Origin of the sequence: Streptomyces sp. SYP-A7185 (assembly GCF_046103685.1) — a bacterium.
Classification (GTDB): Bacteria; Actinomycetota; Actinomycetes; order Streptomycetales; family Streptomycetaceae; genus Streptomyces.
In genome coordinates, this window is the sequence record NZ_CP122310.1 from 7696732 (window position 1) to 7719608 (window position 22877).

Below are 22877 nucleotides of genomic sequence, written 5' to 3' on the forward strand. Positions count from 1 at the left end.
GGGGAACTACCGCCGCGTGGCGGCCTGTTGGCTCCGCCTCCCCCTGATCTAACCTGGTAGCCGCCTGAGGGGGGTAGCCGAATGAGCGGAAGTTTCGAGCACACCCGGGACAGCAAACGACCGGCCCCGGCCGGCAAGGGGGAGCGGGTCGCCGACTGGGCGGACGGCCGCCTCGGTATCCACACCCTGGCCAAGAGCCAGATGCGCAAGATCTTTCCTGACCACTGGTCCTTCATGTTCGGCGAGATCTGCCTCTACAGCTTCCTGATCCTGATCCTCACGGGCGTCTGGCTGACGCTCTTCTTCGAACCGAGCGGCTCCGAGGTCGTCTACGACGGCGTGTACACGCCGCTCAAGGGCATCCAGATGACCCGGGCGTTCGAGTCCACCGTCGACATCAGCATGGAGGTGCGCGGCGGCCTGCTGATCCGGCAGATCCACCACTGGGCCGCGCTCGTCTTCGTCGCCGCCATGCTCGTGCACATGATGCGGGTGTTCTTCACCGGCGCGTTCCGCAAGCCGCGCGAGGTCAACTGGCTGTTCGGCTGGACGCTCCTGTTCCTCGGGATCATCACCGGCCTCACCGGCTACTCGCTTCCGGACGACCTGCTCTCGGGCACCGGCATCCGGTTCGCGCAGGGTGCGATCCTGTCCATCCCGATCGTGGGGACGTACCTCTCCTTCTTCCTCTTCGGCGGGGAGTTCCCGGGGGACGCCATCATTCCGCGGCTCTTCAGCGTGCACGTGCTGCTGCTGCCGGGGATCATGCTGGGGCTCGTCGTGGCCCATCTGATCCTGGTCTTCTACCACAAGCACACCCAGTTCGCGGGGCCCGGAAAGACCGAGAAGAACGTGGTCGGGGCGCCCTTCCTGCCCATCTACGTCGCCAAGGCGGGCGGCTTCTTCTTCCTCGTCTTCGGTGTCCTGGCGCTCATGGGCGCGGTCGCGACCATCAACCCCGTGTGGGTGATCGGGCCCTACCGGCCGGATCTCGTCTCCACCGGCGCTCAACCCGACTGGTATCTGGGCTTCTCCGAGGGGCTCATCCGGGTGATGCCCACCTGGGAGATCAACTTCTGGGGGCACACGGCCGAGCTGGGCGTCTTCATCCCGTTCATGCTCTTCCCGCTGATCCTGGCGGCGATCGGCGCCTATCCGTTCATCGAGGCCTGGATCACCGGCGACAAACGCGAGCACCACATCGCGGACCGGCCCCGCAACGCGCCGGTGCGCACGGGACTCGGGGTGGCGTGGCTGACGCTGTTCGGCGTCCTGATGATCGGCGGCGGCAACGACATCTGGGCCACGCAGTTCCATCTCTCCATCAACGCGATCACCTGGTTCGTGCGGATCGCCGTCTTCGCCGGGCCGGTGCTCGCCTTCTTCGTGACCCATCGATGGTGCATGGGGCTACAGCACCGCGACCGCGAGAAGGCGCTGCACGGCCGGGAGAGCGGCACGATCAAACGCCTGCCGCACGGTGAGTACGTGGAGGTCCACGAGCCCCTTTCGCAGGGCGAGTTGTACAAGCTGACCGCCCACGAGCAGCCCAAGCCGTACGAGATCGGTCCGGTCGTCGACGAGCACGGCGTGGCCCGCAAGGTCACCCGGGGCGAGCGGCTGCGGGCCCGGCTGGGGCGGGCTATGTTCGGGCCGTCGGCGCAGGTGCCCAAGGCGACGCCCGAGGAGTACCTGGAGATCCAGCGGGGCGGCGGGCACGGGCACCACTGACGGCGGACCGACTCCGCGCCCGGGCGCGCCGAAGGGAGCTGATCGTGCCCCGCGCGATCAGCTCTCCGGTTAGCCTCACGGAGTGACACAAGTACCCGAGAAGAAGCCGAAGTTGTGGGCGATCAGCGACCTGCACGTCGCGTACGACGACAACCGGAAGTTCCTCGAGTCCCTGCGCCCGGAGACCGACGGGGACTGGCTGATCGTCGCGGGGGACACCGCCGAGCGCATGGCCGACGTCGAGTGGGCGCTGCGCACCCTCACCGAGCGTTTCGCCAAGGTGGTGTGGACGCCGGGGAACCACGAACTGTGGACGCCGCGCAACGACCCGAACCAGCTGCGGGGCGAGGCCCGTTACCGCCATCTCGTCGATCTGTGCCGCTCCTTGGGCGCGGCGACCCCCGAGGACCCCTACCCGGTCTGGCGCGGCGAGGGCGGTCCCGCCACGGTGGCCCCGCTGTTCCTGCTCTACGACTACACGTTCCGCCCCGAGGGCACGCACTCGAAGAGCGAGGCGCTGAGGGCGGCGCACGAGGCGGGCGTCGTCTGCACGGACGAGGTGCTGCTGCACCCCGACCCGTACCCGGGGCGCGACGACTGGTGCCGCGCCCGCGTCGCGTTCACCGAGGACATGCTGGCCCGCCGCACGCCCGGCCTGCCCACGGTCCTGATCAACCACTGGCCGATGGTGCGTCACCCCACCCGGGTCCTGCACTACCCCGAGTTCGCCCTGTGGTGCGGCACGGAACGGACCGCCGACTGGCACGTGAAGTACGACGCGACGGCGGTCGTCTACGGCCACCTCCACATCCCCCGCACCACCTGGCACGACGGCGTCCGCTTCCAGGAGGTCTCGGTCGGCTACCCCAGGGAATGGCACCGAGAAAAACACCCGAACCCCCACCTCCACCAAATCCTCCCCCCACCCCCCGCCACCTAGTCAGCCGGAGCGCGGCCGGCCCAGCCCGGGCCGGCCGCCCCCTCACCCCCGCCCCCTCACCCCCGCCCCCTCACCCCCGCCCCCTCACCCCCGCCCCCTCACCCCCGCCCCCCTCCCAACGACTCCTCCAGCTGGCGGTCTGCTGCCAGGGCGAATTCCGCCAGCCAGTCCGGGCGTACCGCTGCCATGCCGAAGCCTGTCGGGGGGTGTGGGGGGCGGTGGGTCAGGGATTCCTCTCGGTAGCGGTGGCAGTCGCGGTGCCAGGTGTGGATGCCCGTCATCCAGTTCTCCAGCTCGTGCACATAGCCGTCCAGGATGTCCCGTGTCTCCTGGGGGAGCGCGAAGTCCTCGTACAGGAGGGGGAGTTCCTGGGTCGCCACGTGCTGGAACTGGCTCAGGCGTGACCTCATCAGGTCGTCGATGATGCCGAGCGCCGTCGGGTAGTCGCAGCCGAAGAAGTTCTGCACGACGAGGATGCCGTTGTGGACCTCGCCCTCGTACTCGATCTCCTTCTGGTACGAGAAGACGTCGTTCATCAGGGCCGCGTAGTCGGCGGCCGCGTTCTCCAGGTTCCGCAGGGGCCCCGTCCGGTAGATCTCCTGGGGGACCCGCGGGCCGTGGCCGAGGCGGCACAGGCTCATCGTGAGCGGGGAGCCGAAGGTGAGACGGCGCATCTCGATGTAGTCGACGGGATCGGGGACGCGGTTCTGCGCCTGGTTGTCCAGCTCCCAGAGCCAGCTGGCCGTCATGACCTCGACGGCCGTACGCAGCGTGCGGCGCGCCTCCTCGTCCATCGGCCCCGCCGTGCGGATCCACAGGTCCGCCAGGCCCCGCTCCATCGCGTTCACCGGCGTAGGCACGGCGGCGAGGTCCAGCGGCATGAAGAGCGAGAGCCGGTCGTTGCAGAGCTTCGCCCCCGCGAGATCTCGGGGCCTGCCGAAGACCGCCGGGAAGTAGTCGTCCCCGTACGTCCCCCAGGTCAGCCAGTGCGAGCTCAGGTCCAGCGCCGTGAGATCCGCGTCCGGGTCGATGCCCGCCGAGCAGAGCGGGAAGTCGTAGCCGTACAGCTTGAGCTCGTCCCAGATGTCCGAACCCGGCACCCCCGGCTGCGGTTCGAGCATCCCCATGCGCGCCGCCCACTCCACGGCCCGGGGCCGCGCCGCCGCCAGATGCGGCGAGAGCCGGGCCTCGAACGGCAGGTCGAAATCGGGCAGCCGGGACGGCCCCACCCGCCGGAAGGGGACGTGCGTGTACCCGCGCAACCGCTCCGCACCCGTGGCCGCGATCAGCGCCTTCACCCCGGCGGTGGACGTGCCGGGCCCGCTGGGACCGTCGAGCGGCGAGCGCGCGGCACCGCCCTTGTTCATGTAGCGGCTGGACACCATGTGCCACTCGTGCCCGCCGGACTGCCAGTCCTGGAGCCCCTTGGCGTACGCGAGGACGTCCGCGCACTCCTCCGGCGCCAGCCCGGTCCGCGCGAAGAGCGGCGCGAGTTCGGTCAGCGCCGTGGTCTCGAACTGCTGCATCCGTGAGGTCAGGAGATCGTTCACGGCGTCCGCCGCCTCCTGCGTGGTGCAGCCGAGGAACTTCTCCAGGACGAGCACGCCGTTGGACAGCTCGCCCTCGTCCTCGATCTCCCGCTGGTACGAGAAGAGGTCGTTGCGCAGGTGGACGGCGTCGGAGAAGGACTCCTTGAGCACGCGCAGCGGCCGCTCGTCCGCGACGGCCGCCGGCACCTCCGCCCCCGTCGCGTACTCGACGAGCCCCGCCGACCAGGGCGCTCCGCCCACCTTGCGGCGCATCTCGATGTACTCGACGGGGTTGGCGATCCGGCCTTCGTTGATGTTCGAGAGCTCCCACAGGGACTCGTTGAGCAGGTTCTCCGTGCTCTCGGCGAACCGCGCCCGCCAGTCGCGCGACATGGACGGCACGGTCCGCGCCCACAGGTCCGCCAGCCCCGCCTCGACCGGATTCGTGGGCTCCGGCACGGGCGCGGAGAGGTCCATCGGCATGAACGCGGGCAGCCGGTCGAGATAGGCCTTGCCGCCCTCGCGGTCCTGGGTCCGCTTGAACAGCTCAAGGAAGTGGTCGTCGAAGAAGAACACCCACACGTACCAGTCGGTGACCAGGGACAGCGCGTCCGCGTCACAGTCGGGATGGGTGTACGCGCACAGCAGCGCGTAGTCATGGGCGTCCAGGTCACGCTGCTCCCAGACGCCCGACCCCTCCAGCATCCCCATGTCACGTGCCCACTTCCCGGAGTGCTCCCTCGCCTCTTCCACATGGGGGTTGAGGCTCGCGGGATGCACCATGTAGAAGCTGGGCAGTTCAAAGGGCTGCGACATACGGCGTTCTCCTCGCGACGGTGGCTTACGGGCAGCGGAGCACTACCCGGGCGAGGACGGCCGATGCGGCCGCCGCCGGAGCGTCACACCATTACGTGACCGGCGGCGTTCAAACATCACCGCACGGGTGCCCCGGGACCGAGCGGGACGCCCAGCGCCCACCAGGCGAGGAACAGCAGCGTCCAGGCCACAGTCATGGCGACGGCGAGCGGCAGCGTGTACGAGGCGAGCGTCCCGAGCCCCGCCGACTTGCGGTAGCGCTGGAGGAAGCCGAGCGCCATCACGAAGTACGGGCTCATGGGCGTGATGGCCGTCGAACCGGAGTCGGCGATCCGGAAGAGCGCCTGCGTGGTCTCGGCCGGCACGTCCACGAGCATCAGCATCGGTACGAGGACGGGTGCGGCCAGCGCCCACATCGCGGACCCGCTGGTGACCATGACGTTCACGACGGTCAGGAGCAGCAGGATGAGCAAGAAGACCACCACGATGGGCAGTCGGCTGTGTTCGAGCACCTCGGCCGCCCTGACGGCCAGGACGTCGCCGATGTGCGTCCAGTCGAAGTAGGCGAGGAACTGGGCGATCGCGAAGAACAGGACGAGTACCGGAGCCATCTGCCTGACCTCCTCGGCCATCAGCCTCGGCACGTCCCCGGGTGTGCGCACGGACCCGGACCGGGCCCCGTAGACGATGCCGACGAGCGCGAAGAGGAACGCGACGATGGCCGCGATGCCGTCCAGGAGCGGTGACTCGACGATGCTGCCGCCCGCGCCGCGCAGCGGGGAGGAGGCCGGTACGACGGCCGCGGTCAGGGCCGCGACAGCCACCAGGAAGGTGACGCCCGCCCGGCGCAGGGCCGAGCGCTCGCGGTCGCTGAGGCGGAGCGCGCCGATGTCGTCGAGGTCCGCGTCCGGATCGGCGTCGAGGTCGGGGCGCTTGCTCAGGACGTAGCGGGTGACGAGCGTGATGACGGCGGCGAGCAGGAGGGAGGAGGCGATGTTGAAGAACCAGTTGCTCAGCGGCGACACGTAGGCGTCGTCGCCGCCTGCCGTCTTCGCGGCGGCCGTGGTGATCCCGGCGAAGATGGCGTCGTTCGGCGTCGGCACGGGGCTCGCGTCGTAGCCGGAGGCGATGGCGGTGTAGGCGACGACGACGCCGAGGACGGGGGAGCGGCCCACCGCGCGGAACGCGAGCCCGCCGAGCGGTACGAGGATGACGTAGGCGGCGGCCGAGGCGACATGCGCGACCGTGCCCGCGAAGGCGACGGCGAAGACGACCCATGAGGCGGGCACGCGGGAGACGCCGACCTTCATCAACGCGGCCAGGAATCCGCTGCGTTCGGCGACCGCGACCCCCATGATGACCACCACGATGGTCGCCATCGGCGGGAACGCGGCGAAGTTCTCGACCATCGTCGAGACGGCCATCGCGAGCCCGTCCCCGCTGAGCAGGCTCCGTACGGCCACGCGCTTGCCGTCGCCCGGCGACATGACGGAGACGTCGAAGCCGACGAGGACCGCGCTGATGACGGCGAGCACGCCGGACAGGATCCAGAACAGCCAGAAGGGGTGCGGCAGCGCGTTCCCGGCGCGCTCGACGACGGCCATCGCGCGGACGATGCGGGGGAGCGGGGGCTCGCCCGGTGGTGGAGGTGGCGCGTCCGGCAGGGCGGGGGGCGGGGAAGACATGGCGGCTCCGCGGGGAAGGGGTGGGGAGGGGGCGGGGCGCGCGGGTTCAGCGCAGGGGGTGACGGCGGAGGAAGCTCCACAGGACCTCGTGTGCCTCGATGCTCTGGGTCGTGTATCCGCCGCCGCTGTAGCTGTCGGCTCCGGGCCAGGTGTGCCCGCCGTCCGTGACGGCCACGTGGCGGACGTCGGCGCCGCGTGCGCAGTCGGTCCAGCGGAACTCGGTGAGGTCGGGCGCGGTGGCCCGGTCCGGCGTGCGGGTGCGGCAGCCGTTCCGGTCGGCCCAGGTGGCGAGCTGGGCGGGGAGCGCGGGAAGGCCGCGGTCGGGGTCACCGGCGTACGGGATGGTGGCGTCGCCGGTGCCGTGGAAGTCGATGACCGGGACCGGTCGCGAGGGGCGGCAGTTCTCGCCGGTGCCGGGGTAGAAGGCGCCGGCGACGGGGGCGATAGCGGCGATCCGGTCGGACATCCGGCAGGCGAGGAGCGCGGTGAACCCCGCGCCGTTGGACTTCCCGGTGGCGTACTCCCGCCGCCGGTCCACGCAGAGGCGGCTCTCCAGGGAATCGAGCAGGTCCCCGGTGAAGGCCACGTCGTCCACCCCGGGTGCCGCGTACGGGGCGCCTTGCCAGGCCTGCCGCTGCCCGTCGCCGGTGCCGACGACACCCTCCGGGTAGGCGACGATCGCGGGCAGGGCCGAGAGCTTGCTGAACTCCTCGGTGCCGCCACCGGTGTTGCCGCGCCCGTGGAAGGCGAGGACCACGGGCCAGGAGCGGTCTCCCGTGTACTCCTTCGGCAGGTGGAGCTGGTAGGTCCGGGTCAGGCCGCCGCTGGTGAGGGTGTGCGGGGCGGTGGTGCCGGGCGGCTGCGGCGCGGCCTGGCGGCAGCCGGGGGTGCGGGTGCCGGCGTGGGCGGGGGAGGCGGGGCCCGCCACGGCGAGCAGGGTGAGACCGGCGATGACAGAGGCGGCCGTGCGGGACAGTACGCGTTTCAAGGCAGGCTCCTTCCGCCGACGGCGCGGGGCGCGCGGACGGCTGACAGAGGGGAGAGGGCGGGGAGGGAGGGGGAGGAGGGGGTGTCGTTGGGTGACGCGGGGTCAGGCGGGCAGGTCCAGCCACTCCTTGGCGAAGGTGACGATGCGGTGGACGGCGGCGTCGACGATCGCCCGGCCGTCCGCGGGCGTGGCACGGCGAGGGTCGCCGAGTACGCCGTTGGGGCTGAGCCGGTCGTACGGCACGGTCAGGGCGGGGTGGCCGCCACGGCGTGCGAGCCGGGAGAGGGGGTCGAGGTCGCGGTGGGTGACGGACCCCGGGGCGAGCCGTTCGCGGTGGACCAACTCCGGTGCCAGGTGCAGCATTTGGGCGGTCTCCGCCTCCCCGCTATGGCCGTGGACCTCGCTGGGCCGCATCGCCGCGACGGCGTCCGGGGCGAGTGAGGTCAGCGGGGTCCAGGCGAACCGCAGGCCGGGGTGGGTGACGAGCAGGTCCTGGGCGACGGTGGTCAGCGTGGCGTTGTTGCCGCCGTGCCCCGTGATCACGAGGATGTCCCGCCAGCCGTGCCGGTGCAGGCTGTCGACGTAGTCACGGACGAGCGCCGCCAGCGTCCCCGTGGACAGGCTCACCGTCCCGGCGAAGGCCAGGTGGTGCGGGGAGACCCCGATGCCGAGCGAGGGCCCGACGACGGCCCGCCCGGCGAGTCGGGCGGCGACCAGGTCGGCGACGTGCTCGGCCCGGATGGTGTCGGTGGCCAGCGGCATCCCGGGCCCGTGCTGCTCGAAGGCGCCCGCGGGGATGATGACGAGCGGACTGGCGCGGACCGCGGCGGCGGCCTCCACAGTGGTCATCTCGCCCAGGCGGTAGGGGTGTTGCGGATATCGCGGGCGGGCGGCACGGTCCGACGCATCGGTGGTGTCCGGTGCCCCGTGGCGCGCGGGAGAGTCCGCCGCGCCGCCGGATCCGTACTGCGTGGAGGTGTCGCTCATCGGGCGTCGTCCCCTTCCGGGAAGTCCGCCGCCAGTACCGCCTCGCGGATCGACGTCAGGTGCTCGCGGGTCAGCCGCTCCGCCGCCGTCGCGTCGCCGGACCGTACCGCCTCGTAGATCTCCACGTGTTCGGCGTGGTCGCGCTCGCGGTCGTTGTAGCGGTGCCGGATCTCCACCTGTTCACGTGCCCTGACGTGCAGCAGGGCCTCGACCGCTTCCCGGAGCAGCGTGTTGCCGCTCGCCTCGGCGAGCGCCACGTGGAAGTGCACGGACTGGCGCAGGGACTCCTCGGGCGGCAGCAGGGCGTTGCCCGTGGCCAGCTCCAACTGCCGTACGCCGTCGGCCTCCTGGTGGTGTGCGGCAGCCGCCGCGATCGCCGGTTCCAGGACGAGGCGGGCCCCGACCAGCTCCAGGACCGAGGCGCGGTCGCTGCGCGGCTGGTGCGGGTTGGCCAGGAGCCTGCGGTCCACGCCCGGCCCCACGTACGTCCCCGACCCGTGCCGGAACTCCACCACTCCGGTGGCCTCCAGTCTGCGCAGCGCCTCGCGCACGGTCGGCGTGGTCACCTCGAAGCGGCGGGCCAGTTCGCGGGAGGAGGCCAGCGCGTCGCCGGGGGTGAGGCGTTCGGTGCGGATGATCTCGACTATGTCGTCCGCGAGGCGCTCGGACAGGGAGGGTTGACTGCCGTAACTCATGAAGTGAATAAATCACTTGGTCTCTTGGTGGTCAATGGCTCTGACGCCAATGGCCGCGACGCGAATGAGCGTGGCGCCCATGGCCGTGACGGCAGCGGAATGTGAACGTCCTACGCCTCCTTGGATCTCCCACGCCCCCTTGTATGGGGCATCTTTCTCGATCTAGCCTGCTGGCGCGCAAGCGCTTTCGCTCGGTGGCCGCGCCGGCCGTCGGCAACCACCCCTGTCCGCAGACAACGTTGCCAACCTGACGCCCCGCACACCAACCCGAAGCCCGGGAGGTTCCATGCCCCGCCCCACCCGCACGCTCAGACCGCGAACGGCGCTCCTCGCGCTGGCCGTTCTCGCCGTCCCGTCGGCACCTGCCGCGGTGGCCGCACCCGCATCGGTCCAGGGGAAGGCCGCGCAGGAAGAGACCGTGGCCCGCACCCTCCCCGTCGTCTCCCCGACCCCGCAGCACATGACCCGGGCGGGCGACGACGTGCCGCTCGCCCGGCGCGCCGAACTCGTCGTCGGCGACGACACGGACGAGGCGGCACGGAGCCGGGTCACCGAGATCCTGCGCGCCCACGGGGTGCGTGACATCGACGTACGGGCCAAGGCGTCGGGCCGTGCCCCGCTGACCGTGCTGCTCGGCCCGGCGAACCGGCCCGACCTGGCGAAGGCGCTCGGCGGGACGCAGGTGCCGCAGCAGGCGGAGGGCTACGCGCTGCGGGTCACGCACCGCACCGTCGCGCTCGGGGGCAAGGACGCCACCGGGCAGTTCTACGCCGCGCAGACCCTGGGCCAGCTCGTCTCCCGGGGGCGGATCGCGGGGGCCGCGGTCTCCGACTTCCCGTCCATGCCGCTGCGCGGCAGCATCGAAGGGTTCTACGGGCCGCCCTGGACCGAGGGCGAACGCCTCGACCAGCTGGACTTCCTGGGCGACACCAAGGCCAACACGTACGTCTACGCGCCCAAGGACGACCCCTACCACCGGGAGAAGTGGCGCGAGCCGTACCCGGCGGACAAGCGCGCCGAGCTGGGCAAGCTGGTCGAGCGCGCGACGGCCAACCACGTGCGCTTCACGTTCGCCGTCTCCCCGGGCGGCTCGATCTGTTACTCCGACCCGGCGGACGTCAAGGCGCTGACGGCGAAGCTCCAGGCGATGTACGACCTCGGGGTGCGGTCCTTCTCGGTGCCGCTGGACGACATCAGCTACACCAAGTGGAACTGCGACGCGGACAAGGCGAAGTTCGGCGAGCCCGGGCGCGGGCCCGCGGCGAAGGCGCAGGTGGGGCTCCTCAACACCGTCCAGGGCGAGTTCATCGCGGAGCACGAGGGCGCCAACCCGTTGCAGATGGTGCCCACGGAGTACGGGGACCTCACGGACACCGCGTACAAGCAGACGATGCGGGCCGACCTCGACGGCGCCGTGGAAGTGATGTGGACCGGCACGGACGTGGTCCCGCCGGAGATCACGAACGCCCAGGCGGAGAAGGCCGCCGAGCTCTTCGGGCGGAAGGTGTTCGTCTGGGACAACTACCCGGTGAACGACTTCGCGCGGACGACGGGGCGACTGCTGCTCGCGCCCTACGACAAGCGCGAACCCGGTCTGTCCGGCCACCTCAGCGGCATCGTCTCCAACCCGATGAACCAGGAGGGGGCCAGCAAGCTCGCCGTCTTCACCATGAACGACTTCTCCTGGAACGACCGCGGGTACGACCGGGCGCGGTCGGGCCGGCAGGCGGCGCTGTACCTCGCCGGGGGCGACGAGCGGGTCGCCGCCGCGGTGCGGACGTTCGTGGACCTCAACCACGCGGCGCCCACGTTCGGCGAGTCGAACTGGCAGCCGCAGTCCCCGGTCCTCGGCCCGAGGCTGGACGCGTTCTGGAAGCGGTACGAGAGTGATCCCGCCGGGGCGGTTCGGGCGCTGCGGCCCACCGCCCGGGAGATCGAGAAGGTCCCCGCGGTGCTGCGGGCCGGGCTGCCTGACCAGCAGTTCCTCCACGACGCGAAGCAGTGGCTCGACGCGACGGAGCTGTGGGGTGGCGCGATGCGGCACGGACTCGCGGCGCTGTCCGCGGCCGAGCGGGGGGACGACGCCGATGCGGCGCGGGAGCGTGCGCGGATGGAGTCCCTCGCGGGACGGGCGCGGGCGATCTCGGTCGACCCGGCGGAGCATCACCAGCTGGGACCGGTGAAGATCGCCGACCCCTACCTGGACGAGTTCGTCGCCGGGGTGAAGGACCGCACCTGACGTCACCTGATCCGTCCGGCCGCTGATCCGTCCCGCCGCTGATCCGTGTCGGCGGCGCTGATCCGTCTCGCCGTGGGGTCCCGTCCCGCTGCCGCATGGCGGGTCTCTCCCGCCCATCCGCATCCCCGTCGTACACAGAGGGAGCGGTTGGGCGGGAGCATGTCGGCCCACGCAGTTGGTCCCGTGTGTCACCTGTGAGGCGTGTGTCTGTGACTGAGGCGTCAGTCAGGATCGCAATTCCAGCATCCAACTGGGAAAAGACCTGCCCCGAAGATTGCGATCAGCGCAATGCCCGGGTAGCGTGACCGCCCATGCAGCAAGACCCCGAGGTCGCGGACCGTGTCCGCAAAGTCATCGCCGACGCCGGAGCGACCCAGCGCGAATTCGCCCGGCGGATCGTGATGGACCCCTCCAAGCTGTCCCGCTCCCTCGGCGGCACCCGCCGCTTCACCGCCGCGGAGCTGGCCCGCATCGCCGACACCGGCGGGGTGGACGCGGGGTGGCTGCTCGGAACCCAGGCCCAGCCCGCGTCCCACGCCGCCGCTCCCCAGGCGCGCCGCGAGCGCACGGCAGCGGCACCGGAGGGCGGCCGGCCCCTCCAGATCGTCCGCGAGACCGTACGGCTCGTGGCCGAGCGCGGATTCCACGCCGTCCGCGTCGCGGACATCGCCGAGGCCTGCGCCACCAGCACCGCCGCCATCCACTACCACTTCCCCGGCCGCGACGACCTCCTCGAAGCCGCCGTCCGCTGGTGCATGGACGAGGACACCGCCCGCCGGGCGGCCCGTGTCGCCGACGCGGCCGACGCCGCCGCCGAACTGCGCCAGCTGATCGAGCTCCAGATCCCCCGCACCCCGCAGCAGCGCTGGCAGTGGAGCGTCTGGCTCGACCTGTGGGCGGAGGCCGCCCGCTCCACCGCCGTGGGCCGGCTGCACGCCGAGTACTACCGGCAGTGGCGTTCGACCGTCGCCGACGTGATCCGGCGCGGCGTCGACCAGGGCGTGTTCCGCCTCGTAGATCCGCAGTCCGCCGCGCTCCGGCTCACCGCGCTCATCGACGGCCTCGCCACGCAGGTGCTCGCCTCCACCCCGGGCGCCGACGGCACGACCCCCGACGACATGCACGAGGCGCTGACCGTCTACGTGGACGCGACGCTCGCCGTGGCGCGCCACTCCTAGCGGCGCCCACCCCGCCGCCTTCCCGAGAACACCGACAACCCATCACCGAGGGAGAGTTCACCATGCCCGTGAACCAAGACGTCATCATCACCGCCGCCCTCACCGGCGCCGGCGACACCGTACGCAAGAGCCCCCACGTCCCCGTCACCCCCGAGCAGATAGCCACCTCCGCCGTGGAGGCCGCCGAGGCCGGCGCCGCCGTCGTGCACATCCACGTCCGCGACCCCGAGACCGGCGACCCCTCGCGCGACCCGCGGCTCTACCGCGAGGTCGTCGAGCGCATCAAGGAGACCGGCACCGACGTCGTCATCAACCTCACCGCGGGCATGGGCGGTGACCTCGTCATCGATCCGGTCGCGCCGCTGAAGGACCTCGGCGAGCTGCCCGGCACCGACCTCGTGGGCGGCCTGGACCGCCTCCCGCACGTCGAGGACCTGCTCCCCGACATCTGCACCCTGGACTGCGGCTCCCTCAACTTCGGCGACAACCTCTACATCTCCACGCCCGACATGCTGCGCCAGGGCGCCAAGCGCATCCAGGAGCTCGGCGTCCGCCCCGAGCTGGAGATCTTCGACACCGGCCAGCTCTGGTTCGCCAAGCAGCTCCTCGCGGAGGGGCTGCTCGACAACCCCACCGTCTTCCAGCTCTGCATGGGCATCCCGTGGGGCGCCCCCGCCGAACCGGGTGTCCTCCAGGCGATGGTCAACATGCTGCCCGAGGGCGCCCAGTGGGCCAGCTTCGCGCTGGGCCGCATGCAGATGCCGTGGGTCGCCCAGTCCATCCTGCTCGGCGGCCAGGTCCGCGTGGGCCTGGAGGACAACCTCTACCTCGGCAAGGGCAACAAGGTCAGCAACGCCCAACTCGTCGAGCGTGCCGTGCAGATCACCGAGAACCTCGGCTCGCGCGTCGCCACGCCGGACGAGGCGCGCCAGAAGCTCGGCCTGAAGCCCCGCGCCTGACAGGGCGTTTGGCCCCACCCGGCACCCCGCCCTACACCCCACCTTGGCCCCCGCCCTGCCCCCACCCCGCCCCCGCGCCAAAACCCCCACGACGAGTAGGACCCCCGCATGAACGACATCACCACGCCTCCCGCCCCCTGTGCCCCCGAAGACGTACGCCGTATCGCCTGTGTCGGCGCCGGAGTCATCGGCGGCGGCTGGGTCGCCCACTACCTCGCCCGCGGCTACGACGTCACCGCCTGGGACCCCGCCCCCGACGCCGAGCAGAAGCTGCGCCGCCTGGTCGACGCCGCCTGGCCCGCGCTCACCCAGCTCGGCCTGGCCGAAGGTGCCTCACCGGACCGCCTGCGCGTCACGGCCACCCTCGAAGAGGCCGTCGCCGACGCCCAGTTCGTGCAGGAGAGCGCCCCCGAGAAGCTGGAGCTGAAGCGCGATCTGCTGGCCCAGCTGGACGCCGCCGCGCCCGCCGGAGTCGTCATCGCCTCCTCCACCTCCGGCTACCCCATGACCGACATGCAGACCACGGCCGCCGACCCGGGCCGCCTGGTCGTCGGACACCCCTTCAACCCGCCCTATCTGATCCCGCTCGTCGAGGTGGTCGGCGGCGACCGGACGGCCCCGCACGCGGTCACCTGGACCTCCCGCTTCTACGAGGTCGCGGGCAAGTCCGTGATCACCATGGCGAGCGAGGTCCCCGGGTTCATCGCCAACCGCCTCCAGGAAGCCCTGTGGCGCGAGGCGCTGCACATGGTCGCCAACGGCGAGGCCACGGTGAAGGAGATCGACGACTCGATCACCGAAGGTCCCGGCCTGCGCTGGGCGTTCATGGGCCCCATGCTCACCTTCGCGCTCGCGGGCGGTGAGGGCGGCATGGCCCACATGCTCGACCACTTCGGCCCGTCCCTGAAGTCCCCGTGGACGCGCCTCGAAGCACCCGAGCTCGACAAGGAGTTGTACGACGCCGTGGTCGCCGGATGCGACGACGCGGCGGACGGGCGGACCATCGCCGACCTGGTCGCCGAGCGCGACCAGGGAGTCATCGACGTCCTGCGAGCGACGGGGCGCCTCCCGCAGCAGCGCACGAAGGAGGACACCAAGTGAGCGAGTCCACCACCGCCGGGCCGCTGCCCGTCCTCCACCGGACCGTACGGCCCGAGTGGATCGACTACAACGGCCACATGAGCGAGGCGTTCTACGTCCTCGTCTTCGGCTACGCCACCGACGCCATGATGATCGAGACCGGCCTGCACGCGGGCTACCGCGAGTCCACCGGCTGCTCCCTCTACACGGTCGAGGCGCACATCCGCTATCTCGACGACGTGGCGGAGGGCTCCCACCTCGCCGTCCGCACCCGCATCCTGGGCGCGGACGCCAAGAAGGCCCGCTTCACGCACGAGCTGTACGTCGTCGAGGAGCCCGACGCGGAGATCGCCGCGGCGGCGACCCCCGTGGCGACCACCGAACTCCTCGCCCTCCACGTCGACCAGCACGCGGGCAAGTCGGCCCCCTTCCCGGACTCGATCCGCGAGCACCTCAGTGCCCTCGCGGAAACGCCCCCGGAGTGGGCGGGCCGCTCCATCGGCGAGGTACCCCGCCGGGCCTGACCGAACGACCGGCCGCCGGTCTTCCCGTCGTCGCCGGGACCGGCCCCGCTAGCGTTCCAGTTCCTTGTGGGCCGTTTCCGGGAGTTTGAGGTAAACCGCCGACGACGCCAGGCACAGCACGGCCACGTACCAGGGGAAGAGGCCCGGGTTGCCGAGTTCCTTGAACAAGGTGCCCATGTACGGGGCCGTCCCGCCGAAGAGGGCGACCGTCAGGGAGTACGGGAAGCCGATCCCCGCCGCCCGCACCCGCGCGGGGAACACCTCCGCGTTCACGGCCGCCGAGATCGACGTGAAGCCGGTGAGCAGCACCATGCCCGCGCACTGCACCAGCAGCAGCGAGCCGAACGAACCGTCGAGGGACCGCAGCAGCGGCACGCTCAGGACGGCGAAGCCGATCCCGAAGAAGAGCAGCAGCGGCCTGCGGCCGAAGCGGTCGGAGAGCAGCCCGCCGACCGGCTGGAGCAGCGCGAAGAACGCGAGGGAGAGCGTGCCGGACAGCAGCGCCTGGCTCTTGCTGATGTCGGTGTTCAGCTCGGCGTAGGTCGGCAGGTACGACGTCCACGTGTAGTACGCGATCGTGCCGCCGGCCGTGATGCCGCAGATCAGCAGGGACTGACGCGGATAGCTGCGCAGCGCGTCGAAGAGGCCGGGGCGTTCGGCCTTCTCGCTGGGCGCCTGATGGGTCTCGTACGCGCCCTGCCTGATCCAGAAGCCGACCAGGCTGAGCACCGCGCCGACGAAGAAGGGCAGCCGCCAGCCCCAGCCGTCCATCTGCCCGTCGGACAGCGTGGCGACCAGCAGGGCCGCGATGCCGGACGCGGCGAGCTGCCCCGCGCTCGTCGACACGTACTGGAAGCTGGAGAAGAGTCCGCGCCGCCCGGGCCCCGCGGATTCGACGAGGAAGGTCGTCGAGGCGGCGAACTCACCGCCCACGGAAAGCCCTTGGAGCAGACGCGCGAGGACGAGGACGACGGGTGCGAGCACCCCCCACGGACGCGTACGTCGGCGTCAGGCCGACCAGCAGACTGCTCCCGCCCATCAGCAGGATCGTGACGGTCAGCGCGGCACGCCGGCCGCGCCGGTCGGCGACCGTGCCCATGAGCAGCCCGCCGACCGGACGCATGAAGAAGCCGACCGCGAAGACCGCGAACGTGGAGAGCAGCGGCACCAGGGAGTTGCCCGAGCCCTTGGGGAAGACCTGGTCGGCGATGTAGGTGGCGAGAAACGTGTAGGCGTACCAGTCGTACCACTCCACGGCGTTGCCCACCGACGCGGCGAGCAGCTGCCGTACGGGGCGGCGGGTCCGGGCGGGGAGCGGGTCGGACACGGATCCGTGCCGGTGTTGCTGTGTCATGATCGCGACCATCCCCCGCCCGGCACCTCCGCACACGTCCCACCCCGGCGGGCCGCGCCCGGAGCGGGCCCGCGGATCAGCCCGTCGTCGGCTTGTACGCGTAGACGGACGTCGTCACCAGGCACGGAGCCGGCGGCACGACCTCGACGCGCAGCGTGCGGCGCGGGGAGTCGTAGTCGACGCCTTCCGTCTCGAACGTGCCGCGGCAGATGCTCCGTTGCGGGGCGGCGAACAGGCTCGTGACCGTGCCCGTGACCTGCTTTCCGTCGAGCGCGTGCGGCAGGTCCACCTGGAGGACGGGCCGGTCCTGGGGCCACAGCTCCTTCGACGCGTCGTTCGACGCGCACACGAGGCGGGTGGCGGAGACGAAGTCGCAGCCCTGGATGTCACGGACCGGCTTGTCGAGGGAGATCTGGCCGGCCTGGGGCAGCGCGCCGCCGGTGGGCGGGGTCGAGGAGTTGAGGAGCGGCGCGGGGAAGACCTGGAGGCGGTTCTGGTCGCCCCATTCGCCGGACACCAGCCACTGGTCGTCGGGCGAGACGGCCGCGAAGGAGTTGTTGAGCTTCTCGCCCGCGTCGAGCCGGTGCTCGTACAGGTAGCGCTTGCCGCCGGGTGTCGTGACGGCGTACATCTTCGACTGCGCGTCGTCGCCGCCCTGGTAGGCGTCGAAGGTGTGGCCGGCGGCTATGTCCGGGTCGCCGATGTGGCCCCAGCCCTTGGCCCGCAGGTCGAGCGGGATCGAGGCGAGGCCCCGGTAGAGGAGGCTGCCGTCGGCGCGGCTGGCCAGACCCTGGCTGCCGGTGAGGGAGTTGACGGACGAGACGCCGGACTCCTGCCAGCCGCCGGGGGATCTGGGGGCGCTGTCGGCCGACGCGCCCGCAGTGGCGCTCACCGCCAGCGCGAGGGCGCCGAGCAGGGCGGCTGATGCCTTCGCGTACGTCTTGAGGTGTGTCATCGGTGCGCTACCTCCGTGGGGGGTCGATCGCTGCCGGGCAATCGTACGTAACGTGACCTCTGTCGGCGGGTGAGTTCTGACAGGCCGACAGATGTGCGTGTGCCGGTGGCCGGGTGTTCCGACAGCCGTCCGGCGGCCGTTCCGACAGAAGGTGGTTGAGACGTGAAGCTGGTCATTCTCGGTGGCGGCGGATTCCGCGTTCCGCTCGTGTACGGCGCGCTGCTCGGCGACCACGCCGAGGGCCGGGTCACCCAGGTCGTGCTGCACGACCTGGACGCCGGGCGGCTCGGCGCCGTCGCCCGGGTCCTTGCCGAGCAGGCGGCCGGGGTGCCGGACGCCCCCACCGTCACGGCCACCACCGACCTCGACGAGGCTCTGCGGGGCGCGGACTTCGTCTTCTCCGCGATCCGGGTGGGCGGCCTCGAAGGGCGGGCGGCCGACGAGCGGGTGGCGCTCGCGGAGGGCGTCCTCGGGCAGGAGACGGTCGGCGCGGGCGGCATCGCGTACGGCCTGCGGACCGTGCCCGTGGCCGTCGACATCGCCCGCCGGGTGCGGCGGCTCGCCCCCGACGCCTGGGTCATCAACTTCACCAACCCCGCGGGCCTGGTCACCGAGGCGATGTCCCGGCACATCGGCGACCGCGTCATCGGCATCTGCGACTCGCCGGTGGGCCTGGGGCGCCGGGTGGCGCGCATCCTGGGCGGCAACCCGGACGAGGCGTTCATCGACTACGTCGGGCTCAACCACCTGGGCTGGCTGCGGGGCCTGCGGATCGCGGGACGCGACGAGCTGCCGCGGCTCCTGGGCGACACGGAACTCCTGGGTTCGTTCGAGGAGGGCCGGCTGTTCGGCGCCGAGTGGCTTCAATCGCTGGGTGCCGTCCCGAACGAGTACTTGCACTACTACTACTACAACCGCGAGGCGGTCCGCGCCTATCAGGAGGCGGAGCAGACGCGGGGAGCGTTCCTGCGCGACCAACAGGCCCGCTTCTACGAGCAGTTGGGCCGGGGCGACGAGGTGGCCTCGGCGCTGAAGGCCTGGGACGCCACCCGCGCCGAGCGCGAGGCCACGTACATGGCGGAGAACCGGGAGGCCGCGGGCGTGGGGGAGCGGGCGGCCGAGGACCTCGAATCCGGTGGGTACGAGAAGGTCGCCCTCGCCCTGATGCGGGCGATCGCCCGGGACGAACGCACGACCCTGATCCTCAACGTCCGCAACCGCACGACCCTGTCGGCCCTGGACGCCGACGCGGTGATCGAGGTCCCCTGCTCCGTCGACGCCAACGGCGCCCACCCCATGGCCGTGGACCCGCTGCCCGGCCACGCGACGGGGCTCGTGTGCGCGGTGAAGGCGGTGGAGCGGGAGATCCTGACCGCGGCGGAGAGCGGTTCACGCACCACGGCGGTCAAGGCGTTCGCGCTGCACCCGCTGGTGGATTCGGTGGAGGTGGCACGGCGGTTGGTGGAGGGATACCGGGCGGTGCATCCGGGGCTGGCGTACTTGGGGTGAGCGGGGGCGGATCGGGCCGGTGTGGGTCCGATGCGGGTCCGATGCGGGGAGGGCCGCGGGCAGGGCGTGTCCCCGCGGTGCCCCTGCCCCGCACGGCTCGGCTCAGCTCAGACCAGGCAGAATTCGTTGCCCTCCGGGTCGGCCATCTCCACGTGGTCCGGCTTTCCCCGCAGGTCGTGCTGCCGGATCACGGTCGCCCCCGCGGCCGTCAGCTTCTCGACCGCCGCGAGGACCCGCGGCCACCGCACCTCCCAGGGGGTCTCACGGCCGCCGCCCACCCACAGGTCCAGGTGCAGCCGGTTCTTGGCGGATTTCGGCTCGGGGACCTTGAGGAAGGAGAGGCCGGGCCGTACGCCGTCCGGATCCGTCAAGTAGGCGCCGTCGTCCCACTCCTCCGCCGGTACGTCATGGTGCGCGAACCACGCCTCCCAGCTGTCGAAGCCCTCGGGCGGCGGCTTCTCCGCGTAACCCAGGGCCACGGCCCAGAACTTGGCGAGCTTGGCCGGCTCGGCGCAATCGACGGTGATGGTCCACTGGGTCGACATGACTACGGCGCTCCTCTGTCCTCGTCCGCGCGCGGGCCCCATGCCCTTCCGCGGGACTGCCTGCCGCGGGATGCGCTGGACCGAGCGTGCCACGAGGGTCCGACAACGGAGCTGAGATGATCACCCGATGAGTCCCGTCATCTCCATCGGATCCGCCGCCTCCCGCCCCTGCACGCTGGTCGTGTGCCGGGGCTGCTGCTGCGGCGACGCGCGGAAGAACCCCGGCACCGACCACGACTGGCAGCTGGCACGGATGCGGGCCGCCGCCGCGGCCTCGGCGGGACGGTTCGCGGTGCGTACGAGCGACTGCCTAGGGCCCTGCGGGCAGGCGAACATCATCGTCGTACAGCCCTCCAGGGAAGGGCGCCGACGCGGGGGCAGGGCCGTCTGGATCGGCTTCGCCCTGGACGACGAGTCGATCGACGAGATAGTGGAGTGGGCCGAGGCAGGAGGCCCGGGGATCGCCCCACCGCCGGCGGCGCTCACGCTCCAGGTGGTCGACCCCCGGAAGGCCTGAGGCGGGTCAGGCCGCGGCCGTCGAGCCGTCCAGGACCCGGTCGAGGAAGCCGTGGAGGTTCGCGACGGTACGCGCGTTCTGCTCCTCCAGGGTCAGGCTCTCCTCGAAGCGGCGGGCCAGGGCCGTGGTCTTCTTGCCCCGCACGTAGAGGGAGCAGGCCAGGTCGGCGCAGACGTAGATGCCGACCGAGTTCCCCTGCCGGCCCGCGGGGCCCGCGAGGGGGGCCACGAGCAGCGTGATGCCCGAGCCGGACTGCGGGGTGACGCAGACCGAGCAGATGCTGGACTTGAGCAGGCTCTTGCGGGTGCCGGTCGAGGCGCGCAGGGCGATGCCCACATACTCGCCGTTCCGCTCCGCCACGACGTACCCGCGGTCCGGGGCCTTGGGGTCCCTCCAGCCGAGGAAGTCCAGGTCTGGCCAGGGGGTCTCCGGGAAGCCCGCAGGGAGGGTGAGTCTGCGGGCTTCGCCCTTGGAGCAGTTGACGAAGGACGCGCGGATCTCTTGCTCGCCGATAGGTTCCATGATCCGGAATTTACCAACGCGGGTGGGTGCCCGTCGTGTCCATTTCCCCCCGCACCTCAGCCCCGCCCCGCCCCCTCCGGTACCCGTGCCGAGAAGAATCTCGTCGTTCGGCGCAGGGTGAAGCCCAGCGACTCGTACAGGCGGATGGCTCCGACGTTGCGGGCCGACGTGTGCAGGAACGGTGTCTCCCCCCGCTCCCTGATCCCCGCCGCCACCGCCAGGATCAACCGTGTCGCGAGCCCCTCGCCCCGGTGGGCCGGGTCCGTGCACACCGCGCTGATCTCGGTCCACCCCGGCGGATGCAACCGCTCCCCGGCCATCGCCACCAAAGCGCCCCCGCGCCGCACGCCGAGGTACGTCCCGAGCTCCACGGTCCGCGGCAGGAAGGGGCCCGGCTCCGTACGCCGGACCAGGTCCAGCATCTCCGGCACATCGGCCGCCCCGAGCCGCACGGCCTCCGCGTAAGGCGCCGCCGCCACCCCCGCGTCCACCAGCTGCACGCCCGCCATGTCGAACGTGACCTCCCACCCCTCCGGCAGGTCCATCCGCACCCCGGCCAGCGGCACATCCGCCCCGGCCCCCGCGAGCGCGGCGAGATCCGCCCAGTCGTCCGCTCCCGGCGCCTCGGGCAGCCCCACCCACGGCGACACGTCCAGCGGATACCGCACCACCCGCCCTCGCCGCTCGGCGAACCCCGCATGGGGCCCGGTCAGCGAGGCGTAGGCGGGGTTGTCCAGGGGGTGCGCCCCCGCCGCCCCCGCCCCCGCCCCCGCCCCCGCCCCCGGGGCGGGCGCGGGCGCGGGCGTCGGCGCGGTACGGAGGTTGCCCGGGGCGTCGACGCCGGGCCCGGAGCCGGTCCCGCTCACGCGCCCGCCTCGATCACGATCACGACCTTGCCCCGCGCATGCCCGTCCTCCACCGCACGCAGCGCCTCCCCGGCCCGCTCCAGCGGATACGTCGCCGTCACCTCGGGCCGCAGCACCCCGTCGGCGGCGAGCCGCGCCACCGCCTCAAGGACCGCGCTGGTCCGCTCCCGCTCGACGGCCGCACCGCCCAGCTCGCCGACCGTTTCCTTGGCGGCGGCCGTGATCAGCTTTCCCCGGGGGTCGGGGAGCAGGGCCGCCACGGCCACCAGGTCCTCCCCGCCCACCAGGTCGAAGACCGCGTCGACGCGGCCGCCCGGCGCGGCGGCCCGTACCCGGTCCGCCAGCTCGGGGCCCGGCGGCACATGCACCACGCCCAGGGATTCGACGAAGTCCTTCTTGCCCGCGCTCGCCGTGCCCACGACATTTATGCCGCGGTGCCGGGCCAGCTGGGCCGTCGCCACGCCGACCCCGCCGCCGACCCCGGTCACGAGGAGCGTCGCCCCGGCCGGCAGCTCCAGCTGGCGCAGCCCGTCGTACGCCGTCGCCACGGCCACGGGCAGCGCGGCGGCCTCCGCGAAGGTCAGGCCCGCGGGCTTGTGCGCGGTGCGCGCGGCGGGCAGGAGCGTGTACTCGGCGAAGCCGCCGGTGACGGGACTGCCGAAGACCGCGTCGCCGACGGCGAAGCCCTCGACGTCCGGGCCGACCGCCTCGACCACACCCGCGGCCTCGCTGCCGAGGACCTCGGGGAATGCGGCGGGCGGCGCTCCAGGCCGCCGCTTGCCCGCCCGCAGCTTCCAGTCGACCGGGTTGACCCCCGCGGCCCGCACCGCGACCAGGAGCTGCCCCGGGCCGGGCTCCGGCGGGTCCTGGTCGACGAAGGCCTCCACCTCAGGGCCGCCGAACCGGGTGAATACGTACGCCTTGGACATGTGCTCCCTCGCTTCGAGCCGTGATTCGAGCCGTGACCCCGAGCCGTGCTTCGCGCCGTGCACCGTCGGCCGTGAACCGTCGGCCGCGGACCGTGGATCCCACCTAGGACGACCGCCATGATCGCCCCGCTATTCCCCGGACACCACAGCGTTCACGAGGTCGCAATGAGAACCCCATGACAAAACTGAACGACCCATAAAGTTTTGCTGACGCGAGCCTTGACCTTAAGTGTTCAACCAATCAAGACTCAGGCCCCGTAACACCGCACTGGCGCGGATGACGCATTCAGCTCTTGGCGTCGTCGACCCAGTTCGGCATGCCCAGAGCC

Annotated in this window: 19 protein-coding genes and 1 pseudogene; 9 read left to right on the top strand and 11 right to left on the bottom strand. The window is 71.8% G+C overall.

From position 1 onward, the window contains the following. Positions 1-81 precede the first annotated feature (81 nt). Both QBL25_RS33745 and QBL25_RS33750 read left to right on the top strand, forming a co-directional pair. Complete coding sequence (locus tag QBL25_RS33745) at positions 82-1731, top strand: cytochrome b (RefSeq protein ID WP_409060732.1); 1650 nt, start codon at positions 82-84, stop codon at positions 1729-1731. A gap of 82 nt (positions 1732-1813) precedes the next feature. Beyond that, entirely contained in the window at positions 1814-2671 is an 858-nt protein-coding gene (locus tag QBL25_RS33750; protein ID WP_409060733.1) for a metallophosphoesterase family protein, read from the top strand. A 98-nt stretch (positions 2672-2769) separates the two neighbouring features. Here QBL25_RS33750 and QBL25_RS33755 read toward each other — a convergent pair whose 3' ends face one another. From QBL25_RS33755 to QBL25_RS33775, 5 genes are all read right to left on the bottom strand, one after another. After that, a complete protein-coding gene (locus QBL25_RS33755; protein ID WP_409060734.1) occupies positions 2770-5016 on the bottom strand; it encodes a terpene synthase family protein in 2247 nt (748 codons plus the stop codon). A gap of 116 nt (positions 5017-5132) precedes the next feature. After that, complete coding sequence (locus QBL25_RS33760; RefSeq protein WP_409060735.1) at positions 5133-6701, bottom strand: AbgT family transporter; 1569 nt, start codon at positions 6699-6701, stop codon at positions 5133-5135. Positions 6702-6747: 46 nt separating this feature from the next. Continuing rightward, positions 6748-7689, bottom strand: a complete 942-nt coding sequence (locus QBL25_RS33765) for an alpha/beta hydrolase family esterase (protein ID WP_409060736.1) — start codon at positions 7687-7689, stop codon at positions 6748-6750. A gap of 102 nt (positions 7690-7791) precedes the next feature. After that, positions 7792-8676 (bottom strand): creatininase family protein, encoded by an 885-nt coding sequence (locus tag QBL25_RS33770; RefSeq protein WP_409060737.1) that lies wholly within the window; start codon positions 8674-8676, stop codon positions 7792-7794. After that, a complete protein-coding gene (locus QBL25_RS33775; RefSeq protein ID WP_409060738.1) occupies positions 8673-9371 on the bottom strand; it encodes a FadR/GntR family transcriptional regulator in 699 nt (232 codons plus the stop codon). Before QBL25_RS33775 ends, QBL25_RS33770 begins: the two co-directional genes overlap by 4 nt. A 286-nt stretch (positions 9372-9657) precedes the next feature. On the opposite strand from QBL25_RS33775, the gene QBL25_RS33780 reads away from it, so the two are divergent. The 5 genes from QBL25_RS33780 to QBL25_RS33800 all read left to right on the top strand — a co-directional run bounded on the left by QBL25_RS33780 (position 9658) and on the right by QBL25_RS33800 (position 15351). Beyond that, the gene (locus QBL25_RS33780; RefSeq protein WP_409060739.1) at positions 9658-11610 is read left to right on the top strand and encodes a beta-N-acetylhexosaminidase family protein; all 1953 of its coding nucleotides are present in this window, start codon (positions 9658-9660) and stop codon (positions 11608-11610) included. A gap of 311 nt (positions 11611-11921) precedes the next feature. Further along, positions 11922-12788, top strand: a complete 867-nt coding sequence (locus tag QBL25_RS33785) for a TetR family transcriptional regulator C-terminal domain-containing protein (RefSeq protein WP_409060740.1) — start codon at positions 11922-11924, stop codon at positions 12786-12788. Positions 12789-12850: 62 nt separating this feature from the next. Further along, a complete protein-coding gene (locus tag QBL25_RS33790; RefSeq protein ID WP_409060741.1) occupies positions 12851-13747 on the top strand; it encodes a 3-keto-5-aminohexanoate cleavage protein in 897 nt (298 codons plus the stop codon). A gap of 108 nt (positions 13748-13855) precedes the next feature. Beyond that, complete coding sequence (locus tag QBL25_RS33795; RefSeq protein WP_409060742.1) at positions 13856-14848, top strand: 3-hydroxyacyl-CoA dehydrogenase NAD-binding domain-containing protein; 993 nt, start codon at positions 13856-13858, stop codon at positions 14846-14848. Then, positions 14845-15351: a thioesterase family protein gene (locus QBL25_RS33800; protein ID WP_409060743.1), complete on the top strand. Its 507-nt coding sequence runs from the start codon at positions 14845-14847 to the stop codon at positions 15349-15351. The genes QBL25_RS33795 and QBL25_RS33800 overlap by 4 nt, the downstream gene beginning before the upstream one ends. 48 nt (positions 15352-15399) lie before the next feature. Here QBL25_RS33800 and QBL25_RS33805 read toward each other — a convergent pair. Together QBL25_RS33805 and QBL25_RS33810 are read right to left on the bottom strand one after the other, a co-directional pair. Continuing rightward, a pseudogene (locus tag QBL25_RS33805) lies at positions 15400-16717 on the bottom strand (MFS transporter). 64 nt (positions 16718-16781) lie between these two features. Further along, a complete protein-coding gene (locus tag QBL25_RS33810; protein WP_409060744.1) occupies positions 16782-17660 on the bottom strand; it encodes a hypothetical protein in 879 nt (292 codons plus the stop codon). A gap of 162 nt (positions 17661-17822) precedes the next feature. Between QBL25_RS33810 and QBL25_RS33815 the strand changes: the two genes are divergently transcribed. After that, complete coding sequence (locus QBL25_RS33815) at positions 17823-19169, top strand: 6-phospho-beta-glucosidase (RefSeq protein WP_409060745.1); 1347 nt, start codon at positions 17823-17825, stop codon at positions 19167-19169. Between the two features lie 107 nt (positions 19170-19276). On the opposite strand, the gene QBL25_RS33820 is transcribed toward QBL25_RS33815, so the two are convergent. Beyond that, on the bottom strand, positions 19277-19714 hold the full coding sequence (locus QBL25_RS33820; RefSeq protein WP_409060746.1) for a VOC family protein: 438 nt from the start codon (positions 19712-19714) through the stop codon (positions 19277-19279). A gap of 127 nt (positions 19715-19841) precedes the next feature. Between QBL25_RS33820 and QBL25_RS33825 the strand changes: the two genes are divergently transcribed. After that, on the top strand, positions 19842-20231 hold the full coding sequence (locus QBL25_RS33825) for a (2Fe-2S) ferredoxin domain-containing protein (protein ID WP_409060747.1): 390 nt from the start codon (positions 19842-19844) through the stop codon (positions 20229-20231). A 6-nt stretch (positions 20232-20237) separates the two neighbouring features. Here QBL25_RS33825 and QBL25_RS33830 read toward each other — a convergent pair whose 3' ends face one another. The 3 genes from QBL25_RS33830 to QBL25_RS33840 form a co-directional block, all read right to left on the bottom strand. Beyond that, positions 20238-20753, bottom strand: a complete 516-nt coding sequence (locus QBL25_RS33830) for an FBP domain-containing protein (RefSeq protein WP_409060748.1) — start codon at positions 20751-20753, stop codon at positions 20238-20240. Positions 20754-20809: 56 nt separating this feature from the next. Continuing rightward, on the bottom strand, positions 20810-21490 hold the full coding sequence (locus tag QBL25_RS33835) for a GNAT family N-acetyltransferase (protein WP_409062871.1): 681 nt from the start codon (positions 21488-21490) through the stop codon (positions 20810-20812). A 125-nt stretch (positions 21491-21615) separates the two neighbouring features. Then, complete coding sequence (locus QBL25_RS33840; protein ID WP_409060749.1) at positions 21616-22548, bottom strand: NADP-dependent oxidoreductase; 933 nt, start codon at positions 22546-22548, stop codon at positions 21616-21618. Between the last annotated feature and the right edge of the window lie 329 nt (positions 22549-22877).

Bases quoted from the DNA above. Each gene is read 5' to 3' on its own strand.
- QBL25_RS33745 (WP_409060732.1), top strand. From the start codon at position 82: ATGAGCGGAAGTTTCGAGCACACCCGGGACAGCAAACGACCGGCCCCG.
- QBL25_RS33755 (WP_409060734.1), bottom strand. From the start codon at position 5,016: ATGTCGCAGCCCTTTGAACTGCCCAGCTTCTACATGGTGCATCCCGCG.
- QBL25_RS33760 (WP_409060735.1), bottom strand. From the start codon at position 6,701: ATGTCTTCCCCGCCCCCCGCCCTGCCGGACGCGCCACCTCCACCACCG.
- QBL25_RS33770 (WP_409060737.1), bottom strand. From the start codon at position 8,676: ATGAGCGACACCTCCACGCAGTACGGATCCGGCGGCGCGGCGGACTCT.
- QBL25_RS33775 (WP_409060738.1), bottom strand. From the start codon at position 9,371: ATGAGTTACGGCAGTCAACCCTCCCTGTCCGAGCGCCTCGCGGACGAC.
- QBL25_RS33780 (WP_409060739.1), top strand. From the start codon at position 9,658: ATGCCCCGCCCCACCCGCACGCTCAGACCGCGAACGGCGCTCCTCGCG.
- QBL25_RS33785 (WP_409060740.1), top strand. From the start codon at position 11,922: ATGCAGCAAGACCCCGAGGTCGCGGACCGTGTCCGCAAAGTCATCGCC.
- QBL25_RS33790 (WP_409060741.1), top strand. From the start codon at position 12,851: ATGCCCGTGAACCAAGACGTCATCATCACCGCCGCCCTCACCGGCGCC.
- QBL25_RS33795 (WP_409060742.1), top strand. From the start codon at position 13,856: ATGAACGACATCACCACGCCTCCCGCCCCCTGTGCCCCCGAAGACGTA.
- QBL25_RS33810 (WP_409060744.1), bottom strand. From the start codon at position 17,660: ATGACACACCTCAAGACGTACGCGAAGGCATCAGCCGCCCTGCTCGGC.
- QBL25_RS33820 (WP_409060746.1), bottom strand. From the start codon at position 19,714: ATGTCGACCCAGTGGACCATCACCGTCGATTGCGCCGAGCCGGCCAAG.
- QBL25_RS33825 (WP_409060747.1), top strand. From the start codon at position 19,842: ATGAGTCCCGTCATCTCCATCGGATCCGCCGCCTCCCGCCCCTGCACG.
- QBL25_RS33830 (WP_409060748.1), bottom strand. From the start codon at position 20,753: ATGGAACCTATCGGCGAGCAAGAGATCCGCGCGTCCTTCGTCAACTGC.
- QBL25_RS33840 (WP_409060749.1), bottom strand. From the start codon at position 22,548: ATGTCCAAGGCGTACGTATTCACCCGGTTCGGCGGCCCTGAGGTGGAG.